The following is a 20,647-nucleotide window of genomic DNA, read 5'->3' as shown; positions in this document are numbered from 1 at the left end:
GGAAGGCGGCACAGCGCGCGCCGGGTTTCAGCGCAGCAGCAGGCGAACCGTGAGCTCCAGCCGGTTCGCCACGTCGGTCGCCGAGGCGCGGCGGGTCACCCAGGCGACCAGGTTGGACAGCCACACGTCCGCGATCACGCGGGCGATCGCGCGCTGCTCGTCGGTCGGCTCCTCGTCGCCGGTGGTCATCGCCCCGCTGAACAGCGCCTCGGTCAGCGCGCCGACCGCGTCGACCTCGTTGGCCGCCGAGGTGTCGGCGAACATGAACGCCCGCGTCATCGCCTCGGTCAGCTGCGGGTTGCGCTGCATGGTGCGGGTCGTGCGGGACAGCACGTGCAGCACCCGGTCGTACGGGGTGTCGCCGGGGATCTTGCTGCGGTCCAGCCGGTCCAGCGACCGCTCGAACTCGCGGGCCAGGCCGGTCACCAGCAGGTGGATCTTGGACGGGAAGTACCGGTAGAGCGTTCCCAGCGCCACGTCGGCCTTCTCGGCCACCGCGCGCATCTGCACGGCCTCGTAGCCTCCCTTGCCCGCGAGGGCGATGGTGGCGTCGATGATCCGCTTGCGACGCGCGTTCTGCGCCGCCGAGCCGCCCTGGTCGTCGGCCAGCAGGCTGGCCGCGCTGCTCGCGGCACCGCGTCGCGGCATGGCGTTCATGAGGTCGGTCCTCTCGTGCGTCGGTCTCGCTGCGCCGCCCGCGCGGGCGGCGTCCCTCCCGGCGGGGCTGCGCCGGCCTCATGCCTGGATGAGAACATGTTCCACTCTACCCGTTGCGTGCCGCGGCGGCCCTGCGAGGTGAATTCGTGCGAGTAGCGCTGCTGTCGTACCGGAGCAAGCCGCACTGCGGCGGGCAAGGCGTCTACGTCCGGAACCTGAGCCGCGAACTGGTCGGGCTCGGCCACCGCGTCGAGGTGTTCTCCGGCCCGCCGTACCCGGACCTGGACCCGGGCGTGGAGCTGACCCGGGTGCCGAGCCTGGACCTCTACCGGGAACCCGACCCGTTCCGCACCCCGCACTGGCGGGAGCTGCGCGACCTCACCGACGTGCTGGAGGTCGCGACCATGTGGTCGGCCGGCTTCCCGGAACCGCTCACCTTCAGCCTGCGCGCGGCGAAGCTGCTGCGGGCGCGGGCCGGCGAGTTCGACGTGGTGCACGACAACCAGTGCCTCGGCTACGGGCTGCTGGGGCTGCGCCGCGCCGGGCTGCCGCTGGTGGCGACCGTGCACCACCCGATCACCCACGACCGCAGGCTGGAGCTGGCCGCCGCCGAGGGCTGGCGGCGGTTCGGGGTGCGCCGCTGGTACGGGTTCCTGCGGATGCAGGGCCGGGTGGCGCGGCGGATCCCCGAACTGCTCACCGTCTCGGAATCCTCGGCCCGCGACATCGTCGAGGACTTCGGCGTGGACCCGGGACGGCTGCGGGTGGTGCCGCTCGGCGTGGACCACGAGGTCTTCCGGCCGCCGGAGCGCCCGCGGGTGCCCGGCCGGATCGTCGCGATGGCCAGCGCGGACACCCCGCTCAAGGGCGTCGGCACGCTGCTGGAGGCGGTGGCGAAGCTGCGCACCGAGCGCGAGGTGGAACTCGTTCTCGTCGCCTCGCCGACCCCGGGCGGGCCGACCGAGCGGCTCATCGACGAGCTGGACATCTCCGGCGCTGTCCGCACCGTCAGCGGCATCAGTGACGAGGAGCTCGCCGAGCTGGTCGGCTCCGCCGAGATCGCCTGCGTTCCGTCGCTCTACGAGGGCTTCTCGCTGCCCACGGTGGAGGCGATGTCCTGCGGCACCCCGCTGGTCGCCAGCCGCGCGGGCGCGATCCCGGAGGTCGCCGGACCGGACGGGGAGTGCGCCGACCTGGTGCCACCCGGGGACGCCGAAGCGCTCGCCGGGGCGCTCGGCGCGCTGCTGGACGACCCGGAGCGCAGGCGGCGGATGGGCGAGAACGGCAGGCAGCGGGTGCTGCGCGAGTACAGCTGGGCGTCGGTGGCCGCGGCCACCGCGGAACGGTATGCCGAAGCGGAGGCGGAAATGGTGGGCGAGCGGTGCTGACGGTGGATTTCGACCTGCTCGGCGTGCGGGCGGGGCAGCGGGTGCTGGACCTCGGGTGCGGTGCCGGACGGCACTCCTTCGAGTACCTGCGGCGCGGCGCGAACGTGGTGGCCTTCGACCAGGACACCGAGGCGCTGGCCGAGGTGGAGACGATGTTCGGCGCGATGGCCGCCGCCGGTGAGGTGCCGGAGGGGGCGTCGGCGACGACGGTCAGCGGGGACGCGCTCGGCCTGCCGTTCCCGGACGACCACTTCGACCAGGTCATCGCCTCCGAGATCATGGAGCACATCCCGGAGGACGAGAAGGCCATGCGCGAACTGGTGCGCGTGGTGCGACCCGGCGGCCGCGTCGTGGTGACGGTCCCGCGGCAGTGGCCGGAGCGGATCTGCTGGGCGCTGTCCGACGAGTACCACCAGGTCGAGGGCGGGCACGTGCGCATCTACCGGCGCGAGCAGCTGATCGGCCGGTTGCGGGAGGCGGGGCTGCGCGAGGTGCACCACCACCACGCGCACGCGCTGCACTCGCCGTACTGGTGGCTCAAGTGCGCGGTGGGCGTGGAGAACGGGGACCACCCGCTGCCGAAGCTGTACCACAAGCTGCTGGTGTGGGACCTGATGAAGAAGCCGTGGCTGACCCGGACCGTCGAGTCCGCGCTGAACCCGGTGCTCGGCAAGAGCCTGGCGGTGTACCTGTACAAACCGGAGGTCGTGGGTGCCTGAACTGCCGGCCGTCGACGGGGTGGTCTCCGCGCCGCAGGTGCTGGCGACCGCGCGGTCCATCGCCGCGGTGCAGCTGCGTTCCGGCGCGGTGCCGTGGTTCCCCGGCGGGCACGTGGATCCGTGGGACCACGTCGAGTCGGCGATGGCCCTGTCGGCGGCCGGCCTGGTCGCCGAGGCGGAACGTGCCTACGAGTGGCTGCGCGCGACGCAGCGCTCGGACGGGTCCTGGCCGCTGCAGGTGCGGGACGACGTGGTGGAGGACGCCGCCTCGGACACCAACTTCTGCGCCTACCCGGCGGTCGGCGTCTGGCACCACGTCACGACCACCGGTGACGAGGGCTTCGCCGAGCGGATGTGGCCGGTGGTGCGGCGGGCGATCGACTTCGTGCTGGGCCTGCAGCAGGCCAGGGGCGAGGTCGCCTGGGCCCGGGGCACCGGCGGCGAGGTCGCGGGGGAGGCGCTGCTGGCGGGCAGCGCCAGCATCCACCACAGCCTGGTGTGCGCGTTGGCGCTGGCCGACCACCTCGGCGTCGCGCAGCCGGACTGGGAGGTGGCGCTGGAACGGCTGGCGCACGCGCTGCGCCACCACCCGGAGGCGTTCGCGGCGAAGGACCGCTACGCGATGGACTGGTACTACCCGGTGCTGGGCGGGCCGCTGCGCGACGCCGCCGGGCACGACCGGATCCTGCGGCGCTGGGCGGACTTCTTCGTCGACGGGCTCGGCGTGCGGTGCGTGGACGACAACCCGTGGGTGACGGGTGCGGAGACCTGCGAGCTGGTGCTGAGCCTGGAGCTGCTGGGGCGGCGGGAGCAGGCGGTCGAGGCGTTGGCCGCGATGCAGCACCTGCGCGAGGAGGACGGTTCGTACTGGACCGGCCTGGTCTACTCCGACGGCAAGCGGTGGCCGGTGGAGCGCACCACGTGGACGGGTGCGGCGGTGGTGCTGGCCGCGGACGCGCTGTCCCGGGCGACCCCGGGCGCCGCGATCTTCCACACCGCCCGGCCCGGCCCGCCGACCGGCGCCCGCCCGGTGGACGACGCCTGCGGCTGCCCCGCGCGGCTCTCGGAGCTGGTCACCGACTGATCGGGCCCGGCGGCCCACCCGCCCGTTCTCGCCGGGCCGGTGGGCCGTTCGGCCGAGGTCAGAGGGCGCCGGGTTCGCCCGCGGTGCGTTCCAGCACGCGCAGCGAGCCGACCTGGCGGACCTCCCGGAAGTTCCCGCCGTCGAGGGCGCGGCGGTAGATCCGGTACGGCGCCTGCCCGCCGTCGGCCGGGTCCGGGAACACGTCGTGGATGACCAGCGCCCCGCCGCGCGCGACCCACGGCGCCCAGCCCTCGAAGTCGGTGTTCGCCGCCTCGTCGGTGTGCCCGCCGTCGATGAACAGCAGGTTCAGCGGGCTGCGCCAGAACGAGGACGTGGCGCGGGAGCTGCCGACGATCGCGACCACCTCGTCCTCCAGGCCGGCGTCGGCGATCGTGCGGCGGAACACCCCGAGCGTGTCGAGTTTGCCGACCTGCGGGTCCACCAGCTCCGGATCGTGGTACTCCCAGCCGGGCTGGTGCTCCTCGGAGCCGCGGTGGTGGTCGACGGTGACGACGCGGCCGCCGGTAGCGCGGGCCGCCGCGCCCAGGTAGATCGTCGACTTCCCGCAGTAGGACCCGACCTCGACGGCCAGCCCGGTGCCGAGGAAGTCGAGGGCGGCGCGGTGCAGCGCGAGCCCTTCGTCGGCGGGCATGAAGCCGATCGCCCGCTCGGCCTTGGCCGCGAGTTCGGGCGGCAGGCTGGGGGTTCCGGTCGTCGCGGTCGGTGTCACGTGAGTCCTTTCGGGTCCGGCTGTCCCGCCGAGCCTACGCAGGAACACCCCGAATCAGGTAGAACGTGTTCTACCTAGTCTCCGGCGTGGGAGGGCGCGATGCCGATCGCGAGCACCGAACTGCAGCGCGACGTGCGGGAGTCGATCCGGGCGTGGGCCGACCGGCTCGACGGCACCGACGAGGTGCGGGCCCGCGAGGAACCCGGCACCCGGTGGGAACCGGGCCGCGGCTGGGCGGAATTGGCCGAGCTGGGCGTGTTCGCCATCGCGGTGCCGGAGCGCAACGGTGGCGCGGGCGGCGGGATGGCCGATCTGGCGGCGGCGCTGGAACCGGTGGCCGAGGCGCTGCCGCCCGGGCCGATCGCCTCGACCTGCGCGGCCGGCGTGCTGCTCGGCCGTGGTGGAGATCTCCCCGCCGTGCTGCCGGAACTGGCCGCGGGTGCGCTCCCGGTCGCCGTCGCGGCCGGCCCCGGAGGGCTGGTCGCCGAAACCGGGCCGCGCGGCGGGCTGCTCGTGTCCGGCGTGGTCGATCCGGTGCCGTCCGCGCCGGACGCCGCGCGCCTGCTGCTCGCCGCGCGCGGTCCGGACGGGCGGGACGCGTGGTTCCTGCTCGACGCGGCCCGCGCCCGGATCGAACCGCGCCGCGCGCTGGACTTCTCCCGCTCGCTGGGCCGGATCGAGCTCTCCGGCGTCGAGGTCGGCGCGGAGTCGCTGCTGCCCGGGCTGGGCACTGCGGAGGTGCGCGACGTGCTGGTGACCCTCGCGGCGGCCGAGGCCTCCGGGGTCGCCGGGTGGTGCCTGCGCACGGCGGTGGCGCACGCCCGCACCCGCGAGCAGTTCGGCCGGGTGATCGGGAGCTTCCAGGCCGTCAAGCACCTGTGCGCCGAGATGCTGTGCCGCGCCGAGCAGGTCGCCGCGCTGGCCTGGGACGCGGCCCGCGCGCTGGACGAGGACCCCGGCCAGCACCCGCTCGCGGCCGCGGCGGCCGGGGCGATCGCGCTGGACGCGGCGGTGGACACCGCGAAGGACTGCGTGCAGGTGCTCGGCGGCATCGGCTTCACCTGGGAGCACGACGCGCACCTGCACCTGCGGCGCGCGGTGGCCCTGCGGCAGTGGCTCGGCGGGGGAGGGGCGTGGCGGCGGCGCACCGCCGAGCTCGCCCTGGGTGGTGCCCGCCGCGGGCTCGGCGCGGGCGGCGAGCTGCCCGCGGCGGTGCGGGAGCGGCGGGCGGAAGTGCGCGCCACCACCCGGGAACTGGCGCGGACTCCGGCCGGTGAGCAGCGGGCGCGGCTGGTCGACACCGGCTACCTCGCGCCGCACTGGCCGCGCCCGCACGGCCTCGACGCGGGCCCCGGCCTGCAGCTGCTGATCGACGAGGAGCTGCGGGCCGCCGGGGTGGTCCGCCCGGACCTGGTGATCGGCGGCTGGGCGGTGCCGACGCTGCTCGGGCACGGCACGGCCGAGCAGTGCGCGCGGTTCGTGCGGCCCACCGCGCTCGGCGAGATCACCTGGTGCCAGCTGTTCAGCGAACCCGGGGCGGGCTCCGACCTGGCCGGGCTGCGCACCCGTGCCGAACGGGTGCCCGGCGGGTGGCGGCTGCACGGGCAGAAGGTGTGGACGTCGATGGCCCGCGAGGCGCACTGGGCGATCTGCCTGGCCCGCACCGACCCGGACGTGCCGAAGCACCGCGGCATCACCTACTTCCTGGTGGACATGGCGGCCGAGGGCATCGACGTGCGCCCGCTGCGGGAGATCACCGGCGAGTCGGTGTTCAACGAGGTGTTCCTGGACGGCGTGTTCGTGCCCGACGAGCAGGTGGTGGGCGAACCGGGCGAGGGCTGGCGGCTGGCGCGCACCACGCTGTCCGGCGAGCGGGTCGCGATGGGCGGTGGTTCGGCGCTGGGCGCGGACGTGGAAGCGCTGCTGGCGGTGGCGCGGGAGGCGGACGATCCCGGGCTGGACCGGGTGGGCGCGCGGGTGGCGGAGGGCCTGTCGGTGTCGCTGCTGCGTTCGCGGGCGACGCTGCTGAGCCTGGAAGGCCGCGATCCGGGCGCGCAGGCGAGCGTGGAGAAGCTGGTCGGGGTGCGGCACCGCCAGCAGGTCGCGGAGACGGCCTTGGAACTGCTCGGACCGGAGGGCGCGGCGGCCGACGGTGCGGCGGCGGGACCGGCGCGGGAGTTCCTGCTCAGCCGGTGCCTGAGCATCGCAGGCGGCACCACGCAGGTGCTGCGCACGGTCGCGGCCGAGCAGATCCTGGGCCTGCCGCGGAGCTGAACCCTTGCGCCGGGACCACCCGTGCGGCTAGAACTAGAACAAGTTCCATTCATGGTCCGGGCTGGGCGACGCGGGGAGCCGATGTGGATTTCGCGCTCGACGACACGCATCAACCGTTGCGGGAGCTGGCGAACGACGTCCTCGTCCGCGAACGCGATCGGAGCCGGAACGCGCCGGACGGCGACGGATCCGGAACGGGTTCTCACACCTGGAAGGCGCTGGCCGCCGCCGGACTGCTCTCGCTGGCCGTCCCGGAACGCCTCGGCGGCGCCGGGCTCGGCCCGCTGGCCACCGCCGTGCTGCTCACCGAGATCGGCAGGCACGCGGCCCCCGTCCCGGCGCTGGCGACCACGGCGTTCGGCGTGCTGCCGGTGGCCCGGCACGGCACCCCCGCCCAGCAGGACCGGCTGCTCGGCGAGGTCGGATCCGGGCAGGTGCTCACCGCCGCGCTCGGCGAACCCTCCGCGCCGCTGACCCCCGCACCCCGCACCTCGGCCCGGCCGGACGGCGCCGAGCTGGTCGTCACCGGCACCAAGACCGACGTGCCCGCGGCCGCCGCGGCCCGCGAGATCCTGGTCCCGGTCACCGTCGAAGGAGGTGGGATCGCCGTCGCGCTGCTGCGGCCCGACGCGCCCGGCGTCGAGCTGGAACCCACCTCGACCTCCGGTGGCACCGCGTGGACGACGCGCTTCGCGCAGGCGCGCGGCGAACGGCTCGGCGGCGCGGACGCGCTGCCCGACCTGCTGCGGTGCGCCCGCGCCGGGATCTGCGCGCTCGGCGACGGCGCCCTCGCGGGCGCGCTCGCGCTCACCACCGAGCACGTGCGCACCCGCACCCAGTTCGGCCGGCCGCTCGCGGCGTTCCAAGCCGTCGCCGGGCAGATCGCCGACGTGCACATCGCCGCCCGCACCCTGCACCTCGCGGTGCTCGCGGCCTGCTGGCGGCTCGACGAGCGGCGACCCGCCGACGAGGACCTGGCGGTCGCCGCGCTGTGGCTCACCGAGCAGGCCCCGGCCGCGCTGCACACCTGCCACCACCTGCACGGCGGGATCGGGCTCGACGTCACCTACCCGTTGCACCGGCACCACTCGCTGGTGAAGGACCTGACCAGGCTGCTGGGCGGCTCCGGGAGCGCGGTGGACGCGCTCGCCGACCGGCTCGCGCGGCGGTGAGGAGCACCCGTGTTCATCGACTGCACCGAGCAGCAGCAGGCGCTGCGCGCCGAACTGCGCAGCTACTTCAGCGGCCTGCTCAGCGAGGAGGAACGCGCCGAACTCGGCACCGAGCGGCACGGCGCGGTGTACCGCGAAGTCGTGCGGCGGATGGGCCGCGACGGGTGGCTCGGCGTCGGCTGGCCCGTGGAGTACGGCGGCCGCGGGTTCGGCCCGGTGGCCCAGCACATCTTCGCCAGCGAGGCGGCGCGCGCCGACGTGCAGCTGCCCTCGGTGACGCTGCAGACGGTGGGCCCGACGCTGCTGGCGCACGGCACGCCCGAGCAGAAGGCCCACTTCCTGCCCAAGATCCTCGCCGGGGAGCTGCACTTCGCCATCGGCTACACCGAACCGGAGGCGGGCACCGACCTGGCCGCGCTGCGCACCCGCGCCGTGCGCGACGGCGACCACTACGTGGTGGACGGCCAGAAGATCTTCACCACCGGCGCGCACGACGCCGACCACATCTGGCTGGCCTGCCGCACCGACCCGGACGCGCCGAAGCACCGGGGGATCTCGATCCTCATCGTGGACACCACCGACCCCGGCTACTCGTGGACGCCGATCATCACCTGCGACGGGGCGCACCACGTCAACGCCACCTACTTCACCGGGGTGCGGGTGCCGGTGTCGCGGCTCGTGGGGGAGCAGGACCGCGGCTGGCAGCTGATCACCACCCAGCTCAACCACGAGCGGGTCATGCTCGGGCCCGCCGGGCGCATCGACGGGATGGCCGCGCGCGTCCGGGACTGGGCCGCCGCGCGCCGCGACCCGGACGGCACCCCGCTGGTGGAGCTGCCGGACGTGCGGCGCGCGCTGGCGCTCGCGCACGCCTGCACCCGGGTCAACGAGCTGCTGAACTGGCAGGTCGCCGCGGGCGGGCCGGTGGCGGCGGCGGACGCCTCGACGACGAAGGTGCTCACCTCCGAGCGCATCCAATCCCTGGGCCGGCTGTTCGAGGAGGTGGTGGCCCGGCACGGCGACGCCGCCGACCCCGGCACCGGGCGGCTGCTGGACTGGCTGGACGTGCAGGGCAAGCGGAACTTGGTGCTCACCTTCGGCGGCGGCGTCAACGAGGTCCAGCGGGAGCTGATCGCCACGGCCGGTCTCGGACTGCCCAGGGTTCCGCGGTGAGCGGCACGGGCCCGCCGCGACCGGTGCTGACCGGCTTCGCCGTGGCGGGGCGCGGGGATCGGGGACGGGCGCTGGAGCGGAGGGAGCGGTGATGGGCGTGCAGGTGGAGCGGGACGCCGATGCGGAGATCCGGGCGGTGGCCGAGCGGATCCGGGCGGCGGGGGAGTCGGGGCCGCGGCTCGCCCGCGATCCGGTGAACCAACCGATGATCAACAACTGGGTGGAGGCGCTGGGCGACGAGAACCCCGTCTACGCCGACGAATCCGCGGCCACCGCCTCCGTCCACGGTGGACTCGTCGCCCCGCCCGCGATGGCGCAGGTGTGGACGATGCCCGGGCTGCGCCCCGACTTCGACACCGACGATCCGCTGCACGCGATGATGACCGCGCTGGACGAGCGCGGTTTCACCTCGGTGGTCGCGACGAACAGCGAGCAGACCTACCACCGGTACCTGCGCCACGGCGAGCGGATCGGCGTCACCACCCGGCTCGAATCGGTGGTCGGCCCCAAGCGGACCGGCCTCGGCGACGGCTGGTTCGTCACCACCCGCAGCACCTGGTACTCCGGGGCGGAACCGGTCGCGGAGATGATGTTCCGGGTGCTGAAGTTCCGGCCGCCGCAGGGGGAACCGGCCGCTCCGGCGGCCGAACCGGAACCGGCGCCGGCGATCCTGCCCGCGATCAGCCGGGACACCGCGTACTTCTGGGCCGGCACCGCCGAGCGGGAGCTCCGGATCCAGCGCTGCGGCGGTTGCGGCCTGCTGCGCCACCCGCCGGGCCCGATGTGCCCGGAGTGCGGCGCCACCTCGCCGACGCACCTGGTCGCCGCCGGGCTCGGCGAGGTGTACAGCTACGTGGTGCACCACCACCCGCCGCTACCGGGCAAGACGCTGCCGCTGGTGATCGCGCTGGTGGAACTGGACGAAGGGGTGCGGATGCTCGGCGAGCTGCACGGCGTCGAACCGGACCGGGTCGAGATCGGCCTGCGGGTCCAGGTGGACTACCGGGCCGAAGGGGAGATCACCACGCCGTTCTGGCGGCCGGCCGGAGGTGCCGCATGACCACGTTGCCGCGCACGCGCACCGCCCCGGAGGTGCGGGTGGGGGAGTCGCTGCCGGAGGTACGGATCGAGATGACGCCGACCTTCATCGTCAGCAGCGCGCTCGCCACCCGCGACTTCCAGGACGTGCACCACGACCGCGACCGGGCGCAGGCCGGGGGATCCGCGGACATCTTCGTCAACATCCTCACCAGCACCGGGCTCGCGCAGCGCTACGTCACCGACTGGGCGGGCCCGGAGGCGCTGGTGCGCGGCGTGTCGGTGCGGCTCGGCGCACCCTGCTACGCGCACGACACCTTGGCGCTGTTCGGGCAGGTGCTGTCCCGCGCCGACGACGGCGAGTTCGAGGTGGAGGTGCTGGGCCGCAACGGACTCGGCGAACACCTGCGCGGCACCGTCCGGGTCGCGCTGCCGGAGGGGGCATCATGAGCTTCGCGGGACGGACCGCCATCGCCGGGATCGGCGCCACCGAGTTCTCCAAGGACTCCGGCCGCAGCGAACTCCAGCTGGCCGCCGAGGCGGTCCGCGCCGCGGTCACCGACGCCGGGCTCGAACCGTCCGATGTGGATGGTCTGGTGACGTTCACGATGGACGAGAACACCGAGATCGCGGTGGCGCGCGAACTGGGCGTGCCCGAACTGCGGTTCTTCAGCCGGGTGCACTACGGCGGCGGTGCCGCCTGCGCCACCGTGCAGCAGGCCGCGCTCGCCGTCTCGGCCGGGATCGCGGACGTGGTGGTGTGCTACCGGGCGTTCAACGAGCGCTCCGGGCACCGGTTCGGGCAGGTGCAGGCCGCTGCGGCCGCCGCCCCCACCTCGTCCGGGGTGGACAACGGCTGGAGCTACCCCGTCGGGCTCGGCACGCCGGGTGCGCAGGTCGCCATGTTCGCCCGCCGCTACCTGCACGAGTACGGCGCCACCAGCGAGGACTTCGGCCGGGTCGCGGTCGTCGACCGCGCGCACGCCGCCACCAACCCGAACGCCTGGTTCCACGGGCGCCCCATCACCCTCGCCGAGCACCAGGCGTCCCGGTGGATCACCGAACCGCTGCACCTGCTGGACTGCTGCCAGGAGAGCGACGGCGGGGTGGCGCTCGTCGTGGTCAGCGCCGAACGGGCCCGGGACCTGCCGCACCCGCCCGCCGTGGTCGCCGCCGCCGCGCAGGGCAGCGGGCCGGACCAGTTCACCATGACCAGCTACTACCGGGACGAGCTCGCCGCGCTCCCGGAGATGGGGCTGGTCGCCCGCCAGCTGTGGCGGCAGGCCGGGATCGGGCCGCAGGACGTGCGGATGGCGGTGCTCTACGACCACTTCACGCCGTTCGTGCTGGTGCAGCTCGAAGAACTCGGCTTCTGCGGGCGCGGCGAGGCGCGGCACTTCATCGCCGACGGCGGCATCGGGCTGGACGGGCGGTTGCCGATCAACACCCACGGCGGGCAGCTCGGCGAGGCGTACGTGCACGGCATGAACGGCATCGCCGAGGCGGTCCGCCAGCTCCGCGGCACCGCCGCCAACCAGCTCGCCGACGTCCCCAACGTCCTCGTCACCGCCGGAACCGGGGTCCCCACCAGCGGCCTCGTCCTCACCACCCCCTGACCCGCCCCAAACCCCGCCCCAGGTGAGTGACCCCTTCGCCCAGCCTCGTCGGCCCAACGGACCACTCACCTGCCGCCGCCACCCTGGTAGCTCTCGGGGAGGTGAGTGGGCCGTTGGACTGTGGTGCGTGGGCGGGTGGGGCACTCACCTTCGGTGAGCGGGTGCGGGTGCTCGGGATCAGCGCGGCAGGCGGGCGATGGCGGTGATGATGAGGCCGTCGTCGGCGAGCCAGCGCCCGGAGAACGACGTGAGCGGCTCGCCCTCCACCTCCGGCCCGGTCTTCAGCAGCCGCGCGGCGAACGTCCCGTCCCGGTCGAGGGTGAGGTCGGCGTCCTCGAACCCCAGCCACTCCCGCGCGATCGGGAACCACGCCTTGTACACGGATTCCTTGGCGCTGAACAGGATCCGGTCCCAGTGCACGGACGGGTCCGCAGTGGACAGCGCCTGGATCCGCGGCCGTTCGGCCGGCAGCGTCACCGCGTTGAGCACCCCGTCCGGCAGCGCGTCGTGCGGTTCGGCGTCGATGCCGACGGTGAGCACCGACTCCCGCAGGCCCACCACGGCGGCCCGGTAGCCGGCGCAGTGCGTCATGCTGCCCACCACCCCGTCCGGCCAGCCGGGTGCGCCCCGCTCGCCGGGCAGCAGCGGTGCGGCGGGCACGCCGATCTTCGCGAGGGCGGCGCGGGCGCAGTGCCGCGCGGTGGTGAACTCGCGGCGCCGCTTGTCCACGGCGCGCGCGATGACCGCCGCCTCCTCGTCGAACAGCCAGGCGTCCGGCGGGTCGGTGCGGGTCTCCTCCCAGGCGAGTTCGCCGGGCAGCAGGCGTTCGATCACGACGTCTCCTCCGGGAAGACCAGGCGCAGCGGATCGTCCGGCAGCCCGTGCCGCTTCCACTCGCGCGGGTAGCCCACCGACACCTCCTGGAACCGCACGCCGTCGTGCCAGGTGGTGCGCGGGATGTGCAGGTGCCCGTAGACGACCGCGGCCGCCCGGTGCCGCAGGTGCCAGTCGGCGGTGTGTACCGTGCCGCACCACTGCGCGAACTGCGGGTACCAGAGCACGTCGGTGGGTTCGCGCACCAGCGGGTAGTGGTTCACCAGCACCGTCGGCAGTTCCGGGTCGCACTCGGCGAGCCGGCGCTCGCTGTAGGACAGCCGGGCCCGGCACCAGTCGTCGCGGGTCGGGTGCGGATCGGGGTGCAGCAGGAACTCGTCGCTGCACACCACGCCCGACTCGTGCGCGACCGCCAGCGCCTCCTCCTTCGTGGAGGTCCCGGCGGGGCGGAACGTGTAGTCGTAGAGCACGAACAGCGGCGCGATCGTCACCGGCCCGCCGCGCCCGGTCCACACCGGGAACTCGTCCTCCGGCGTGACGACGCCGAGTTCGCGGCAGCGGCGCACCAGTTCCAGGTAGCGGGCTTCGCCGCGCAGCTGCAGCGGGTCCTGCTTCGGCGTCCACAGCTCGTGGTTGCCGGGAACCCAGATGACCTTCGCGAACCGCTCGGCGAGCATGCCCAGCGCCCAGGAGATGTCCTCGGACAGCTCGCCCACGTCGCCCGCGACGATCAGCCAGTCCTCGTCGGTGCGGGGCCGCAGCCCGCGCGCGATGTCCTTGTTCTCGGCCATCGCGACGTGCAGATCGCTGACGGCCAGCAGTTCGCCGGAGCTCATGATGCGGCGATCATATCCGAGCCGCGCGGCCCGCCCGCCCGTTCCGCGGGCCTTCTAGGGGTTCTCCTGCCCGTCCGATCGCCGGTGCGGGGGGCTGCCCGGCGGAGTCCCACCATCCGAGAGGTCAATCCTGTCGTGCCGGGTTGGGTTTACAGCGGGCGCGGCGCGTGGCTACCGTGATCGCATGGCCCGGACGTCGACGCTCACCACGCGCGGATACGTGGATTTCGCCCGAGTGTCCTCCGCGCTCTGTAGCGCCTGAGCCCTTCCTCCCGCCCGGCCCCGGGCACTCCGCACCGCACGGCCGCTCCCGAACCGGAGCGCCCGGTACCGCGTCGACGCCGACGCGCCCTCGAACTCCGCCGCACCGCGCCGAACCCGGCCGGTGCCGCCTCCCCGCATGCCAGTGGAGCGTGACGATGACCTTGCCAGCGCCCGAGAGCGCCCGATCCGACACCGGCCCCGGCCCCGGCCCCGGCGCGATACCCGTCACGACGGTGCGCACCGATCGGGCCAAGGGGGAGCAGCGGCTGCCCCGCTGGCTGGTCAAGACCTTCAGCCCGATCGGGCTGATCGTGCTGTGGCAGGTGCTCAGCTCCACCGGTGTCCTCGACGACGACACGCTCGCCTCCCCGGGCACGGTCGCCGCCACCGCCTGGGAGATGTGGCAGGAGGGCCGGTTGCAGGACGCGGTGCTCGCCTCGGTGCAGCGCGTCGCGGTCGGCCTCGTCTTCGGCCTGGTCGCCGCCGTCGTGCTCGCGACCCTCTCCGGGCTGTTCCGGCGCGGGGAGGACATCGCCGACGCCCCGATGCAGATGTTGCGCACCGTGCCGGTGATCGGCCTCATCCCGCTGCTGATCATCTGGTTCGGGATCGGGGAGACGCCGAAGATCGTGCTCATCGCGCTCGCGGTGACCTTCCCGCTGTACATGAACATCTTCGGCGGCATCCGCAACGTGGACGCCGGGCTGGTCGAAGCGGCCAAGACCCTCGGGCTCGGCTGGTTCGCCCAGGTGCGGCACGTGATCCTGCCTGCGGCGATGCCGAACGCGCTGGTGGGGCTGCGGTTCTCGCTCGGCTCGGCGTGGCTGGCGCTGGTGTTCGGCGAGACGATCAACGCGACGGCCGGCATCGGCTACGAGATGAACATGGCCCGCGAGTTCTTCCAGACCGACGTGATCGTCGTGTGCCTGGTGCTCTACGCCCTGCTCGGCCTGGTGGCCGACTTCCTCGTCCGACTTCTCGAAAGGACCATGCTGGCATGGCGACCGGCTTTCCGCGGAGCGTGACCGAATCCGCACCCGACACCGACCAGGTGACCCCCGAGCCCACCGGCGTCGCGGTGGCCACCGCGCCCGCCGAGTCGGCGGCCTCCGTGCGCGGGCTCACCAAGAGCTTCGGCGACCGCACCGTGCTCGACGGCCTGGACCTGGACATCGAACCCGGCCAGTTCGTCGCTCTGCTCGGCCCCAGCGGCTGCGGCAAGAGCACCCTGCTGCGCATCCTCGCCGACCTCGACCACGAGATCAGCGGCGAGGTGCGGGTCGCCCAGCGGCGCGCCGTCGCCTTCCAAGCGCCGCGGCTGCTGCCGTGGAAGCGGGTGTGGCGCAACGTGGTCCTCGGCCTGCGCGGCAGGCCGGACCGGGCCAAGGCCGTGGCGGCGCTGGAGGAGGTGGGCCTCGGGCACCGGGTCGACGAGTGGCCGAAGGTGCTCTCCGGCGGCGAGGCGCAGCGCGCGTCGCTGGCCCGCGCCCTGGTGCGGGAACCGGACCTGCTGCTGCTCGACGAACCGTTCTCCGCGCTCGACGCGCTCACCCGGATCAAGGTGCAGGCGCTGGTGGGGGAGCTGTGGCAGCGGCACGGCTGCGCGATCCTGCTCGTCACCCACGACGTGGAGGAGGCGCTGCTGCTCGCCGACCGGGTGCTGGTGCTCGACGGCGGCGGCATCGTGCACGACCAGCTCGTCGAGCACCCCCGCCCGCGCGACGTGGCCGCGCCCGCGTTCGTCGCCCAGCGCGCCGAACTCCTCTCGTGGCTCGGCGTGCACTGACCGACCCCCTCCCCGCGGCGCGCTCCTCCGCCGCTCCACCCCGGCCCCGCGGGCCCCGGGAACCGAGACAGGAAGTGCCTGACCATGAGTGTGGAAATCGTCGGCATGATCGGCGCCCAGCACGTCTCCGAGATCCACCCGGCGAGCGGCCCCGCCGTGGACCCGGCGTTCCTGCGCCGCTTCGCCCGCGCCCACGAGGACGGCGGCTTCGACCGGGTCCTCATCGGCCACGGCTCCGGATCCCCGGACGGCACCCAGCTGGCCGCGCACGTCGCCGCGCACACCGACCGGCTCGGGCTGCTCATCGCGCACCGGCCCGGATTCGTGGCACCCACGCTGGCCGCGCGGACCTTCGCCACGCTGGACGCGCTGTCCGGCGGGCGGATCGCGGTGCACGTCATCTCCGGCGGCAGCGACGCCGACCAACGCCGCGACGGCGACCACCTGGACAAGGAGCAGCGCTACGCGCGCACCGACGAGTACCTGGAGGTGCTCGAGCGGGCGTGGACCGAGGACGGGCCGATCGACCACGACGGGCCGAACTACCGGATCGAGGACTTCAGCACCGCGGTGAAACCCGTGCAGCGGCCCCGGATCCCGCTGTACTTCGGCGGTTCCTCCGCGGCGGCCTACCGGGTCGGCGGCAAGCACGCCGACGTGTTCGCGCTGTGGGGCGAGCCGCTGGCCGAGACCGCCGAGCAGATCGCCTCCGTCCGCGCCGCCGCGCGGGCCGCCGGACGCACCGACGTGCCCGGCATCAGCGTGTCGTTCCGGCCCATCCTCGGCGCCACCGAGGAACTCGCCTGGGAGCGCGCGCACTCCGTGCTGGACCGGATCCGGGCCGCTCGCGGCGGGTTCGGCTCCTTCACCGGGCCGAAGACGCTGGGCAAGGACTCGGAGGTCGCCAACGTCGGCTCGCAGCGCCTGCTGGCAGCGGCCGCCAAGGGCGAGCTGCACGACCGGGCGCTGTGGACCCCGACCTCGCAGGCCACCAACGCGGCCGGGAACTCCACCGCGCTCGTCGGCACCGCCGAGACCGTCGCGAAGGCGCTCGCCGACTACGTGGACATCGGGGTGACCACGCTGCTCATCCGCGGCTACGACCCGCTGGACGACGCCATCGACTACGGCCGGGAGCTCATCCCCGCCGTCCGCGAAGAAGTGGCGCGCCGCGCGGGCGCCGCCGAGCGGACACCGGCGTGAGCGCGCCGGACCGCCGGGTCGCCCGGGGGTGCATGATGCCGGGCACGGAACGAATGGAGTCGAGATGACCCGCAGCTGGGTGCCGGAGACCGTTTCGCGGGGCCACGTCGTGGTGCTGCACGGGCGGGGCGAACACCCCGGCCTGTACGAGCGGTTCGGCCGCAGGCTCGCCGTCGACGGCTACACCGTCGTCGTCCCGGACCTCGGCACCGCACCGGCCGACTGGTTCGACGGGGCGGGCGACACCGCCCGCATCCTCGTCGGCACCGACACCGGTGCGCTGCGCGCCTGGGAGACCGCGCTGGAGACCGAGGTGGACGGGCTGGTGCTGGCGGGCACCCCGCTGGCCGCGGCGCCCGGTGCGCCCGCCGGGCGCGAGGACGAGATCGCCGCCCGCACCTCCTGCCCGATCCACCGCGAGCGGCTCAGCGCCGACCCGGACTTCCACTGGGGCGAGCTCGACGCGGGCACCGCCGAACCGCCGCAGCGGCTCCCGGACGTGCCGGTGCTGCTGCTGCACGGCGATGCCGACGCCATCGCGCCCGTCGACCCGGTCACCCGGCTCGGCGCCGCGCACCCGCAGGCCAGCACCGCGGTGTTCAAGGACGGCGTGCACGACGTGCTCAACGACAAGGTGCACCGCAGCGTCGCCGCCCGGATCGTGCTGTTCTGCGAGGAGATCGCCAAGGGCGCCGTGGTGCTGCCGGAGGTGGCCGCGACCAGGAGCACCCGGGTGCGCCGCGCCGCGCCCGTGCACATCTCCGCGCGCGTCGACTACTCGGTGCGCGCCCTGGTGGAGCTGGCGAGCAGCGGCAGGCAGCAGACCTGCGAATCGATGGCCCGCACCCAGGGGATCCCGCTGAACTCGCTGGTGAACCTGATGGTGGAGCTGCGCCGCGGCGGCCTCGTGCACAGCCAGCGCGGCTGCGAAGGCGGCTACTGGCCGGCGCGGGACGCCGCGGAGATCACCCTCGCCGACGTGGTCCGCGTCGTCGAAGGCGCGGTGACCTCCCGGCACGACGACGCCGAGCGGGACGCGGTGTGGACGCGGCTCGGCGGCGCCGTCGCGGACTTCCTCGAACGGATCACCATCGCCGACCTGGCCGCCGAACAGCGCGCGGCGGCCTGACCCAGAACGGAGCAGTTCCATGGCGGACGCATTCCACCCCGACCTGACCTCGAAGGTCGACCCCGCGGAGAAGCAGTCGCTGCGCTCCCGGCTGCACCACATCCGCGGCAGCGAGCTGGACGGGGGCACCGCGCAGACCGAGGGCATGCAGCGGTTCGCGGCGATCAGCGGCGACACCGTCGGCTCCGAGCGGATCTGGACCGGCGAGACGCACGTGGCGCCCGCGACGGCCTCCGACAACCACCACCACGGCGAGTCGGAGACCGCGATCTACGTGGTCAGCGGCCACCCCCGGTTCGTCTTCCACGACGGCACCGAGGAGGTGCGGATCGAGACCGAGCCCGGCGACTACATCTTCGTGCCGCCGTACGTGCCGCACCGCGAGGAGAATCCGGACCCGGAGCACAAGGCCGTCGTGGTGATCTCCCGGAGCACCCAGGAGGCCATAGTCGTCAACCTCCCGGAGCTCTACGCGCTCTGACGGATTGGTTTTCTGCTTCTGCTGCGTCGTGGTGGGGCGGCGGAACCTCAGCGGGAGTCTCGCTGCGGGATCGTTTTCACCGGTGGCTCCGCCACAGGCGAAAACGCTGTCCTCGCGAGACTCCCGCTGAGAACCCGCGGGTGGTCCGGCTGCGTGCGTGGTCGCTGCTCATCGGCTTCGCCGCTGACGGGGAACGGACATGACCTACCTGGCGGGCTGGTGGAGTGATCGACCGGGTGGGTGGCCCGAGGGCCCGAGCTGGCCGCCCACCTCGCCCGGAGTGGGGTGTGGGGTGGAGCACTCCGGGCGGTTGGATAGAGTTCTGCGCCTGTATCCAGGTGCACCCCTGCGGCCGGATGCTCCTAGTCGGGGATCGGGCAGCCGATGCTGGTGGCCGCGCGACGGAAGGATCTCGTTGGCCACCCCGCTACGCAGCCCCCGGTTACCCGGGCCCAGGCAGGCCGCACTCACCCGCTACCTCGCCACCGCGCAGCGCTGGTTCGCGCGGCTGCGCGCCCACGTGCTGGTCCGGCCGCGGCCGGTCATCGCCGCCGGTGCGGTGGCGCTGCTGGTCTCGCTGGTGGCGCTGTTCCTGATGAGCCGCGCCGGGCTGGGGCACGGCGCGGGCGTCGACTACCAGGTGTACCGCTGGGCGGTGCACACCTGGCTCAGCGGCGGGGACATCACGGTCGGCGGTCCGATGACGAGCGCCGACCGGATCCTGCCGTGGGTGTACCCGCCGTTCGCGCTGCTGCCGCTGGCGGTGCCGTCGGTGCTGCCGTACGTGGCGGGGCTGTGGCTGCTCTACCTGACGGACCTGGTCGCGATCGGCGTGGTGCTGTACCTGGTGGCGCGGCGGACGTGGCCGCACCTGGGCCGGGAGAGCGCGGCCGCGGTGGCCGCGATCGGCCTGCCGGGCACGCTGCTGCTGGAACCGGTGTACGCGTCGTTCGGGCTGGGCCAGGTCAACGTGCTGCTGATGGGGCTGGTGGCGGTGGACTGCCTGACCGAGCACCCGCGCTGGCCGCGGGGCCTGCTGGTCGGCCTGGCCGCCGCGATCAAGCTGACGCCGGCCGCGTTCCTGCTGTTTTTCCTGGTGCGCAAGGAGTACCGGGCGGCCGCGGTCGCCGCGATCACCGCCGCCGCCGGGACCTGCTTCGGGTTCGTGCTGAACCGCTCGGCGTCGATGGACTACTGGTTCGGCACCGGTCCGGCCGCGGGCGTCAGCGGTTCCTCGTACCACACCAACCAGTCGATCATGGGCGCGTTGTCCCGGCTGGACCTGCCCGCGTTGACCGAGCACGCGCTGTGGGCGCTGTGCGCGCTGGTGCTGACGCTGGTGGCGGTGCGGGTGCTGCGCACGGCGGAGGTGGCTCCGGCGCTGCTGGCGACGGCACTGCTGGCGCTGCTGGTCTCGCCGACGTCCTGGTCGGACCACTGGGTGTGGGTGGCGCCGGGCGTGCTCGTCGCGGCCGGCACGGCGTTGCGCAGGCGCAGCCGCGGCTGGCTGGTGTCGGCGGGCGTGCTCGTGCTGGCCGCCTTCGTCACCACGTTCCGGATGTTCCCGGCCAATGGGAACTGGAATGCGCTACAGCACCTGTTCGGCAATTCCTATCTGCTGATCGGAATCGCAATGCTTCTGCTGCTGTCGCGTTACGCGGAACCGGCGCCCGCGGTGACCGGAGACCCGTCCCGCGATTGACCGTCCGGCCGGGAATTGCGAATCGTGACGGTGTGGAGCCGGGCCATTCCGCACCGCTGCCCCGGGCGCCCGGACTCGGGTCCGCTGCGTGCGCGCCGGGTGCGCGGCCGCTCGCGGAGCGCGATCGGCGGCGCCGGGACCGCCTGCGGGAGCCGGTGGCCGTCCCGTCGTCGCCGGTCGGCGGCGTGATGTCCGAATGGAACGTTTCATCCGGAGCCCGGATTCGGCGCATGGCACGGGAATCTGGTCTCGGCGCTGCGTCATCCGTGTGAATTCGGGGCGGCGGCGGGGGAAGCCGGGGTTCCACAGAGGACGGTCTCGATGGGGTTCGAGTCAGGCAACCCTTCCCGGGCTGTGTGCTGCATCACGCTCGAACCGGACTGGACCGAAAAAGCCGTCGTGATCAGGCGCAACGCCTGCCCGTGAGCCCTGGAGCCCGGTTCCCGCGGGCGCCGCCGCTGGTCAGGGGGTTGATCGAAGGTGACCTGCGGTTGACCGCCCGAAGGCGGCCGGTTCCACGCTCCGGGACGCCGCCATGTGATTTTCATCCGTGTTACTCAG

19 protein-coding genes are annotated in these 20,647 nt (G+C 73.8%); 15 read left to right on the top strand and 4 right to left on the bottom strand.

Annotated elements, in window-relative coordinates; all coding sequences use genetic code 11:
- Nucleotides 1-27 precede the first annotated feature (27 nt).
- Entirely contained in the window at nucleotides 28-648 is a 621-nt protein-coding gene (kstR, locus tag H1226_RS14490; RefSeq protein ID WP_373690079.1) for a cholesterol catabolism transcriptional regulator KstR, read from the bottom strand.
- Nucleotides 649-803: 155 nt separating this feature from the next.
- Here kstR and H1226_RS14485 point away from each other — a divergent pair, with 155 nt between their 5' ends.
- Genes H1226_RS14485 through H1226_RS14475 form a run of 3 tightly spaced genes read left to right on the top strand, consistent with a single transcriptional unit; the run spans nucleotide 804 to nucleotide 3,848 of the window.
- The gene (locus tag H1226_RS14485) at nucleotides 804-2,045 is read left to right on the top strand and encodes a glycosyltransferase family 4 protein (RefSeq protein ID WP_258341182.1); all 1,242 of its coding nucleotides are present in this window, start codon (nucleotides 804-806) and stop codon (nucleotides 2,043-2,045) included.
- Nucleotides 2,039-2,764 carry a class I SAM-dependent methyltransferase gene (locus tag H1226_RS14480; protein WP_258341181.1) on the top strand — a complete coding sequence of 242 codons (726 nt, stop codon included), beginning with the start codon at nucleotides 2,039-2,041 and terminating at the stop codon, nucleotides 2,762-2,764. Before H1226_RS14485 ends, H1226_RS14480 begins: the two co-directional genes overlap by 7 nt.
- Nucleotides 2,757-3,848, top strand: coding sequence for a prenyltransferase (locus tag H1226_RS14475; protein WP_258341180.1), 1,092 nt, complete (start codon nucleotides 2,757-2,759; stop codon nucleotides 3,846-3,848). The genes H1226_RS14480 and H1226_RS14475 overlap by 8 nt, the downstream gene beginning before the upstream one ends.
- 58 nt (nucleotides 3,849-3,906) lie before the next feature.
- On the opposite strand, the gene H1226_RS14470 is transcribed toward H1226_RS14475, so the two are convergent.
- Nucleotides 3,907-4,578: a class I SAM-dependent methyltransferase gene (locus H1226_RS14470; protein WP_258341179.1), complete on the bottom strand. Its 672-nt coding sequence runs from the start codon at nucleotides 4,576-4,578 to the stop codon at nucleotides 3,907-3,909.
- Nucleotides 4,579-4,677: 99 nt separating this feature from the next.
- On the opposite strand from H1226_RS14470, the gene H1226_RS14465 reads away from it, so the two are divergent.
- The 6 genes from H1226_RS14465 to H1226_RS14440 all read left to right on the top strand — a co-directional run bounded on the left by H1226_RS14465 (nucleotide 4,678) and on the right by H1226_RS14440 (nucleotide 11,851).
- A complete protein-coding gene (locus H1226_RS14465) occupies nucleotides 4,678-6,852 on the top strand; it encodes an acyl-CoA dehydrogenase (protein ID WP_258341178.1) in 2,175 nt (724 codons plus the stop codon).
- Between the two features lie 83 nt (nucleotides 6,853-6,935).
- A complete protein-coding gene (locus H1226_RS14460; RefSeq protein ID WP_258341177.1) occupies nucleotides 6,936-8,024 on the top strand; it encodes an acyl-CoA dehydrogenase family protein in 1,089 nt (362 codons plus the stop codon).
- Between the two features lie 9 nt (nucleotides 8,025-8,033).
- Nucleotides 8,034-9,197 (top strand): acyl-CoA dehydrogenase family protein, encoded by a 1,164-nt coding sequence (locus H1226_RS14455; RefSeq protein ID WP_258341176.1) that lies wholly within the window; start codon nucleotides 8,034-8,036, stop codon nucleotides 9,195-9,197.
- Between the two features lie 91 nt (nucleotides 9,198-9,288).
- Entirely contained in the window at nucleotides 9,289-10,257 is a 969-nt protein-coding gene (locus H1226_RS14450) for a bifunctional MaoC family dehydratase N-terminal/OB-fold nucleic acid binding domain-containing protein (protein ID WP_258341175.1), read from the top strand.
- Nucleotides 10,254-10,685 (top strand): MaoC/PaaZ C-terminal domain-containing protein, encoded by a 432-nt coding sequence (locus tag H1226_RS14445; RefSeq protein WP_224958868.1) that lies wholly within the window; start codon nucleotides 10,254-10,256, stop codon nucleotides 10,683-10,685. The genes H1226_RS14450 and H1226_RS14445 overlap by 4 nt, the downstream gene beginning before the upstream one ends.
- A complete protein-coding gene (locus H1226_RS14440; protein WP_258341174.1) occupies nucleotides 10,682-11,851 on the top strand; it encodes a lipid-transfer protein in 1,170 nt (389 codons plus the stop codon). Before H1226_RS14445 ends, H1226_RS14440 begins: the two co-directional genes overlap by 4 nt.
- Nucleotides 11,852-12,028: 177 nt before the next feature.
- Here the strand turns inward: H1226_RS14440 and H1226_RS14435 are convergent, their stop codons facing one another.
- Nucleotides 12,029-12,685: a 4'-phosphopantetheinyl transferase family protein gene (locus tag H1226_RS14435; protein WP_258341173.1), complete on the bottom strand. Its 657-nt coding sequence runs from the start codon at nucleotides 12,683-12,685 to the stop codon at nucleotides 12,029-12,031.
- Nucleotides 12,682-13,521, bottom strand: coding sequence for a metallophosphoesterase family protein (locus H1226_RS14430; protein ID WP_224958872.1), 840 nt, complete (start codon nucleotides 13,519-13,521; stop codon nucleotides 12,682-12,684). Before H1226_RS14430 ends, H1226_RS14435 begins: the two co-directional genes overlap by 4 nt.
- A gap of 419 nt (nucleotides 13,522-13,940) precedes the next feature.
- On the opposite strand from H1226_RS14430, the gene H1226_RS14425 reads away from it, so the two are divergent.
- The 6 genes from H1226_RS14425 (at nucleotide 13,941) to H1226_RS14400 (ending at nucleotide 20,086) form a co-directional block, all read left to right on the top strand.
- Nucleotides 13,941-14,810, top strand: a complete 870-nt coding sequence (locus H1226_RS14425) for an ABC transporter permease (RefSeq protein WP_258341172.1) — start codon at nucleotides 13,941-13,943, stop codon at nucleotides 14,808-14,810.
- 53 nt (nucleotides 14,811-14,863) lie between these two features.
- Nucleotides 14,864-15,571: an ABC transporter ATP-binding protein gene (locus H1226_RS14420; protein WP_373690078.1), complete on the top strand. Its 708-nt coding sequence runs from the start codon at nucleotides 14,864-14,866 to the stop codon at nucleotides 15,569-15,571.
- A gap of 84 nt (nucleotides 15,572-15,655) precedes the next feature.
- Complete coding sequence (locus H1226_RS14415) at nucleotides 15,656-16,774, top strand: LLM class flavin-dependent oxidoreductase (protein WP_224958876.1); 1,119 nt, start codon at nucleotides 15,656-15,658, stop codon at nucleotides 16,772-16,774.
- A 64-nt stretch (nucleotides 16,775-16,838) separates the two neighbouring features.
- Entirely contained in the window at nucleotides 16,839-17,903 is a 1,065-nt protein-coding gene (locus tag H1226_RS14410) for an Rrf2 family transcriptional regulator (RefSeq protein ID WP_258341171.1), read from the top strand.
- A gap of 19 nt (nucleotides 17,904-17,922) precedes the next feature.
- Nucleotides 17,923-18,384 carry a cupin domain-containing protein gene (locus H1226_RS14405; protein WP_224966868.1) on the top strand — a complete coding sequence of 154 codons (462 nt, stop codon included), beginning with the start codon at nucleotides 17,923-17,925 and terminating at the stop codon, nucleotides 18,382-18,384.
- 415 nt (nucleotides 18,385-18,799) lie between these two features.
- Nucleotides 18,800-20,086 carry a glycosyltransferase family 87 protein gene (locus H1226_RS14400; RefSeq protein WP_258341170.1) on the top strand — a complete coding sequence of 429 codons (1,287 nt, stop codon included), beginning with the start codon at nucleotides 18,800-18,802 and terminating at the stop codon, nucleotides 20,084-20,086.
- The last annotated feature ends 561 nt before the right edge of the window (nucleotides 20,087-20,647 follow it).

The sequence above is a fragment of the Saccharopolyspora gregorii genome (assembly GCF_024734405.1).
GTDB classification, from domain to species: Bacteria; Actinomycetota; Actinomycetes; order Mycobacteriales; family Pseudonocardiaceae; genus Saccharopolyspora_C; species Saccharopolyspora_C gregorii.
This window is presented reverse-complemented; position numbering and strand designations above follow the sequence as displayed.

Coding starts and splice junctions, on each gene's coding strand:
- kstR (WP_373690079.1), bottom strand. CDS start 648: ATGCCGCGACGCGGTGCCGCGAGCAGCGCGGCCAGCCTGCTGGCCGAC.
- H1226_RS14465 (WP_258341178.1), top strand. CDS start 4,678: ATGCCGATCGCGAGCACCGAACTGCAGCGCGACGTGCGGGAGTCGATC.
- H1226_RS14450 (WP_258341175.1), top strand. CDS start 9,289: ATGGGCGTGCAGGTGGAGCGGGACGCCGATGCGGAGATCCGGGCGGTG.
- H1226_RS14445 (WP_224958868.1), top strand. CDS start 10,254: ATGACCACGTTGCCGCGCACGCGCACCGCCCCGGAGGTGCGGGTGGGG.
- H1226_RS14440 (WP_258341174.1), top strand. CDS start 10,682: ATGAGCTTCGCGGGACGGACCGCCATCGCCGGGATCGGCGCCACCGAG.
- H1226_RS14430 (WP_224958872.1), bottom strand. CDS start 13,521: ATGAGCTCCGGCGAACTGCTGGCCGTCAGCGATCTGCACGTCGCGATG.
- H1226_RS14425 (WP_258341172.1), top strand. CDS start 13,941: ATGACCTTGCCAGCGCCCGAGAGCGCCCGATCCGACACCGGCCCCGGC.
- H1226_RS14415 (WP_224958876.1), top strand. CDS start 15,656: ATGAGTGTGGAAATCGTCGGCATGATCGGCGCCCAGCACGTCTCCGAG.
- H1226_RS14410 (WP_258341171.1), top strand. CDS start 16,839: ATGACCCGCAGCTGGGTGCCGGAGACCGTTTCGCGGGGCCACGTCGTG.
- H1226_RS14405 (WP_224966868.1), top strand. CDS start 17,923: ATGGCGGACGCATTCCACCCCGACCTGACCTCGAAGGTCGACCCCGCG.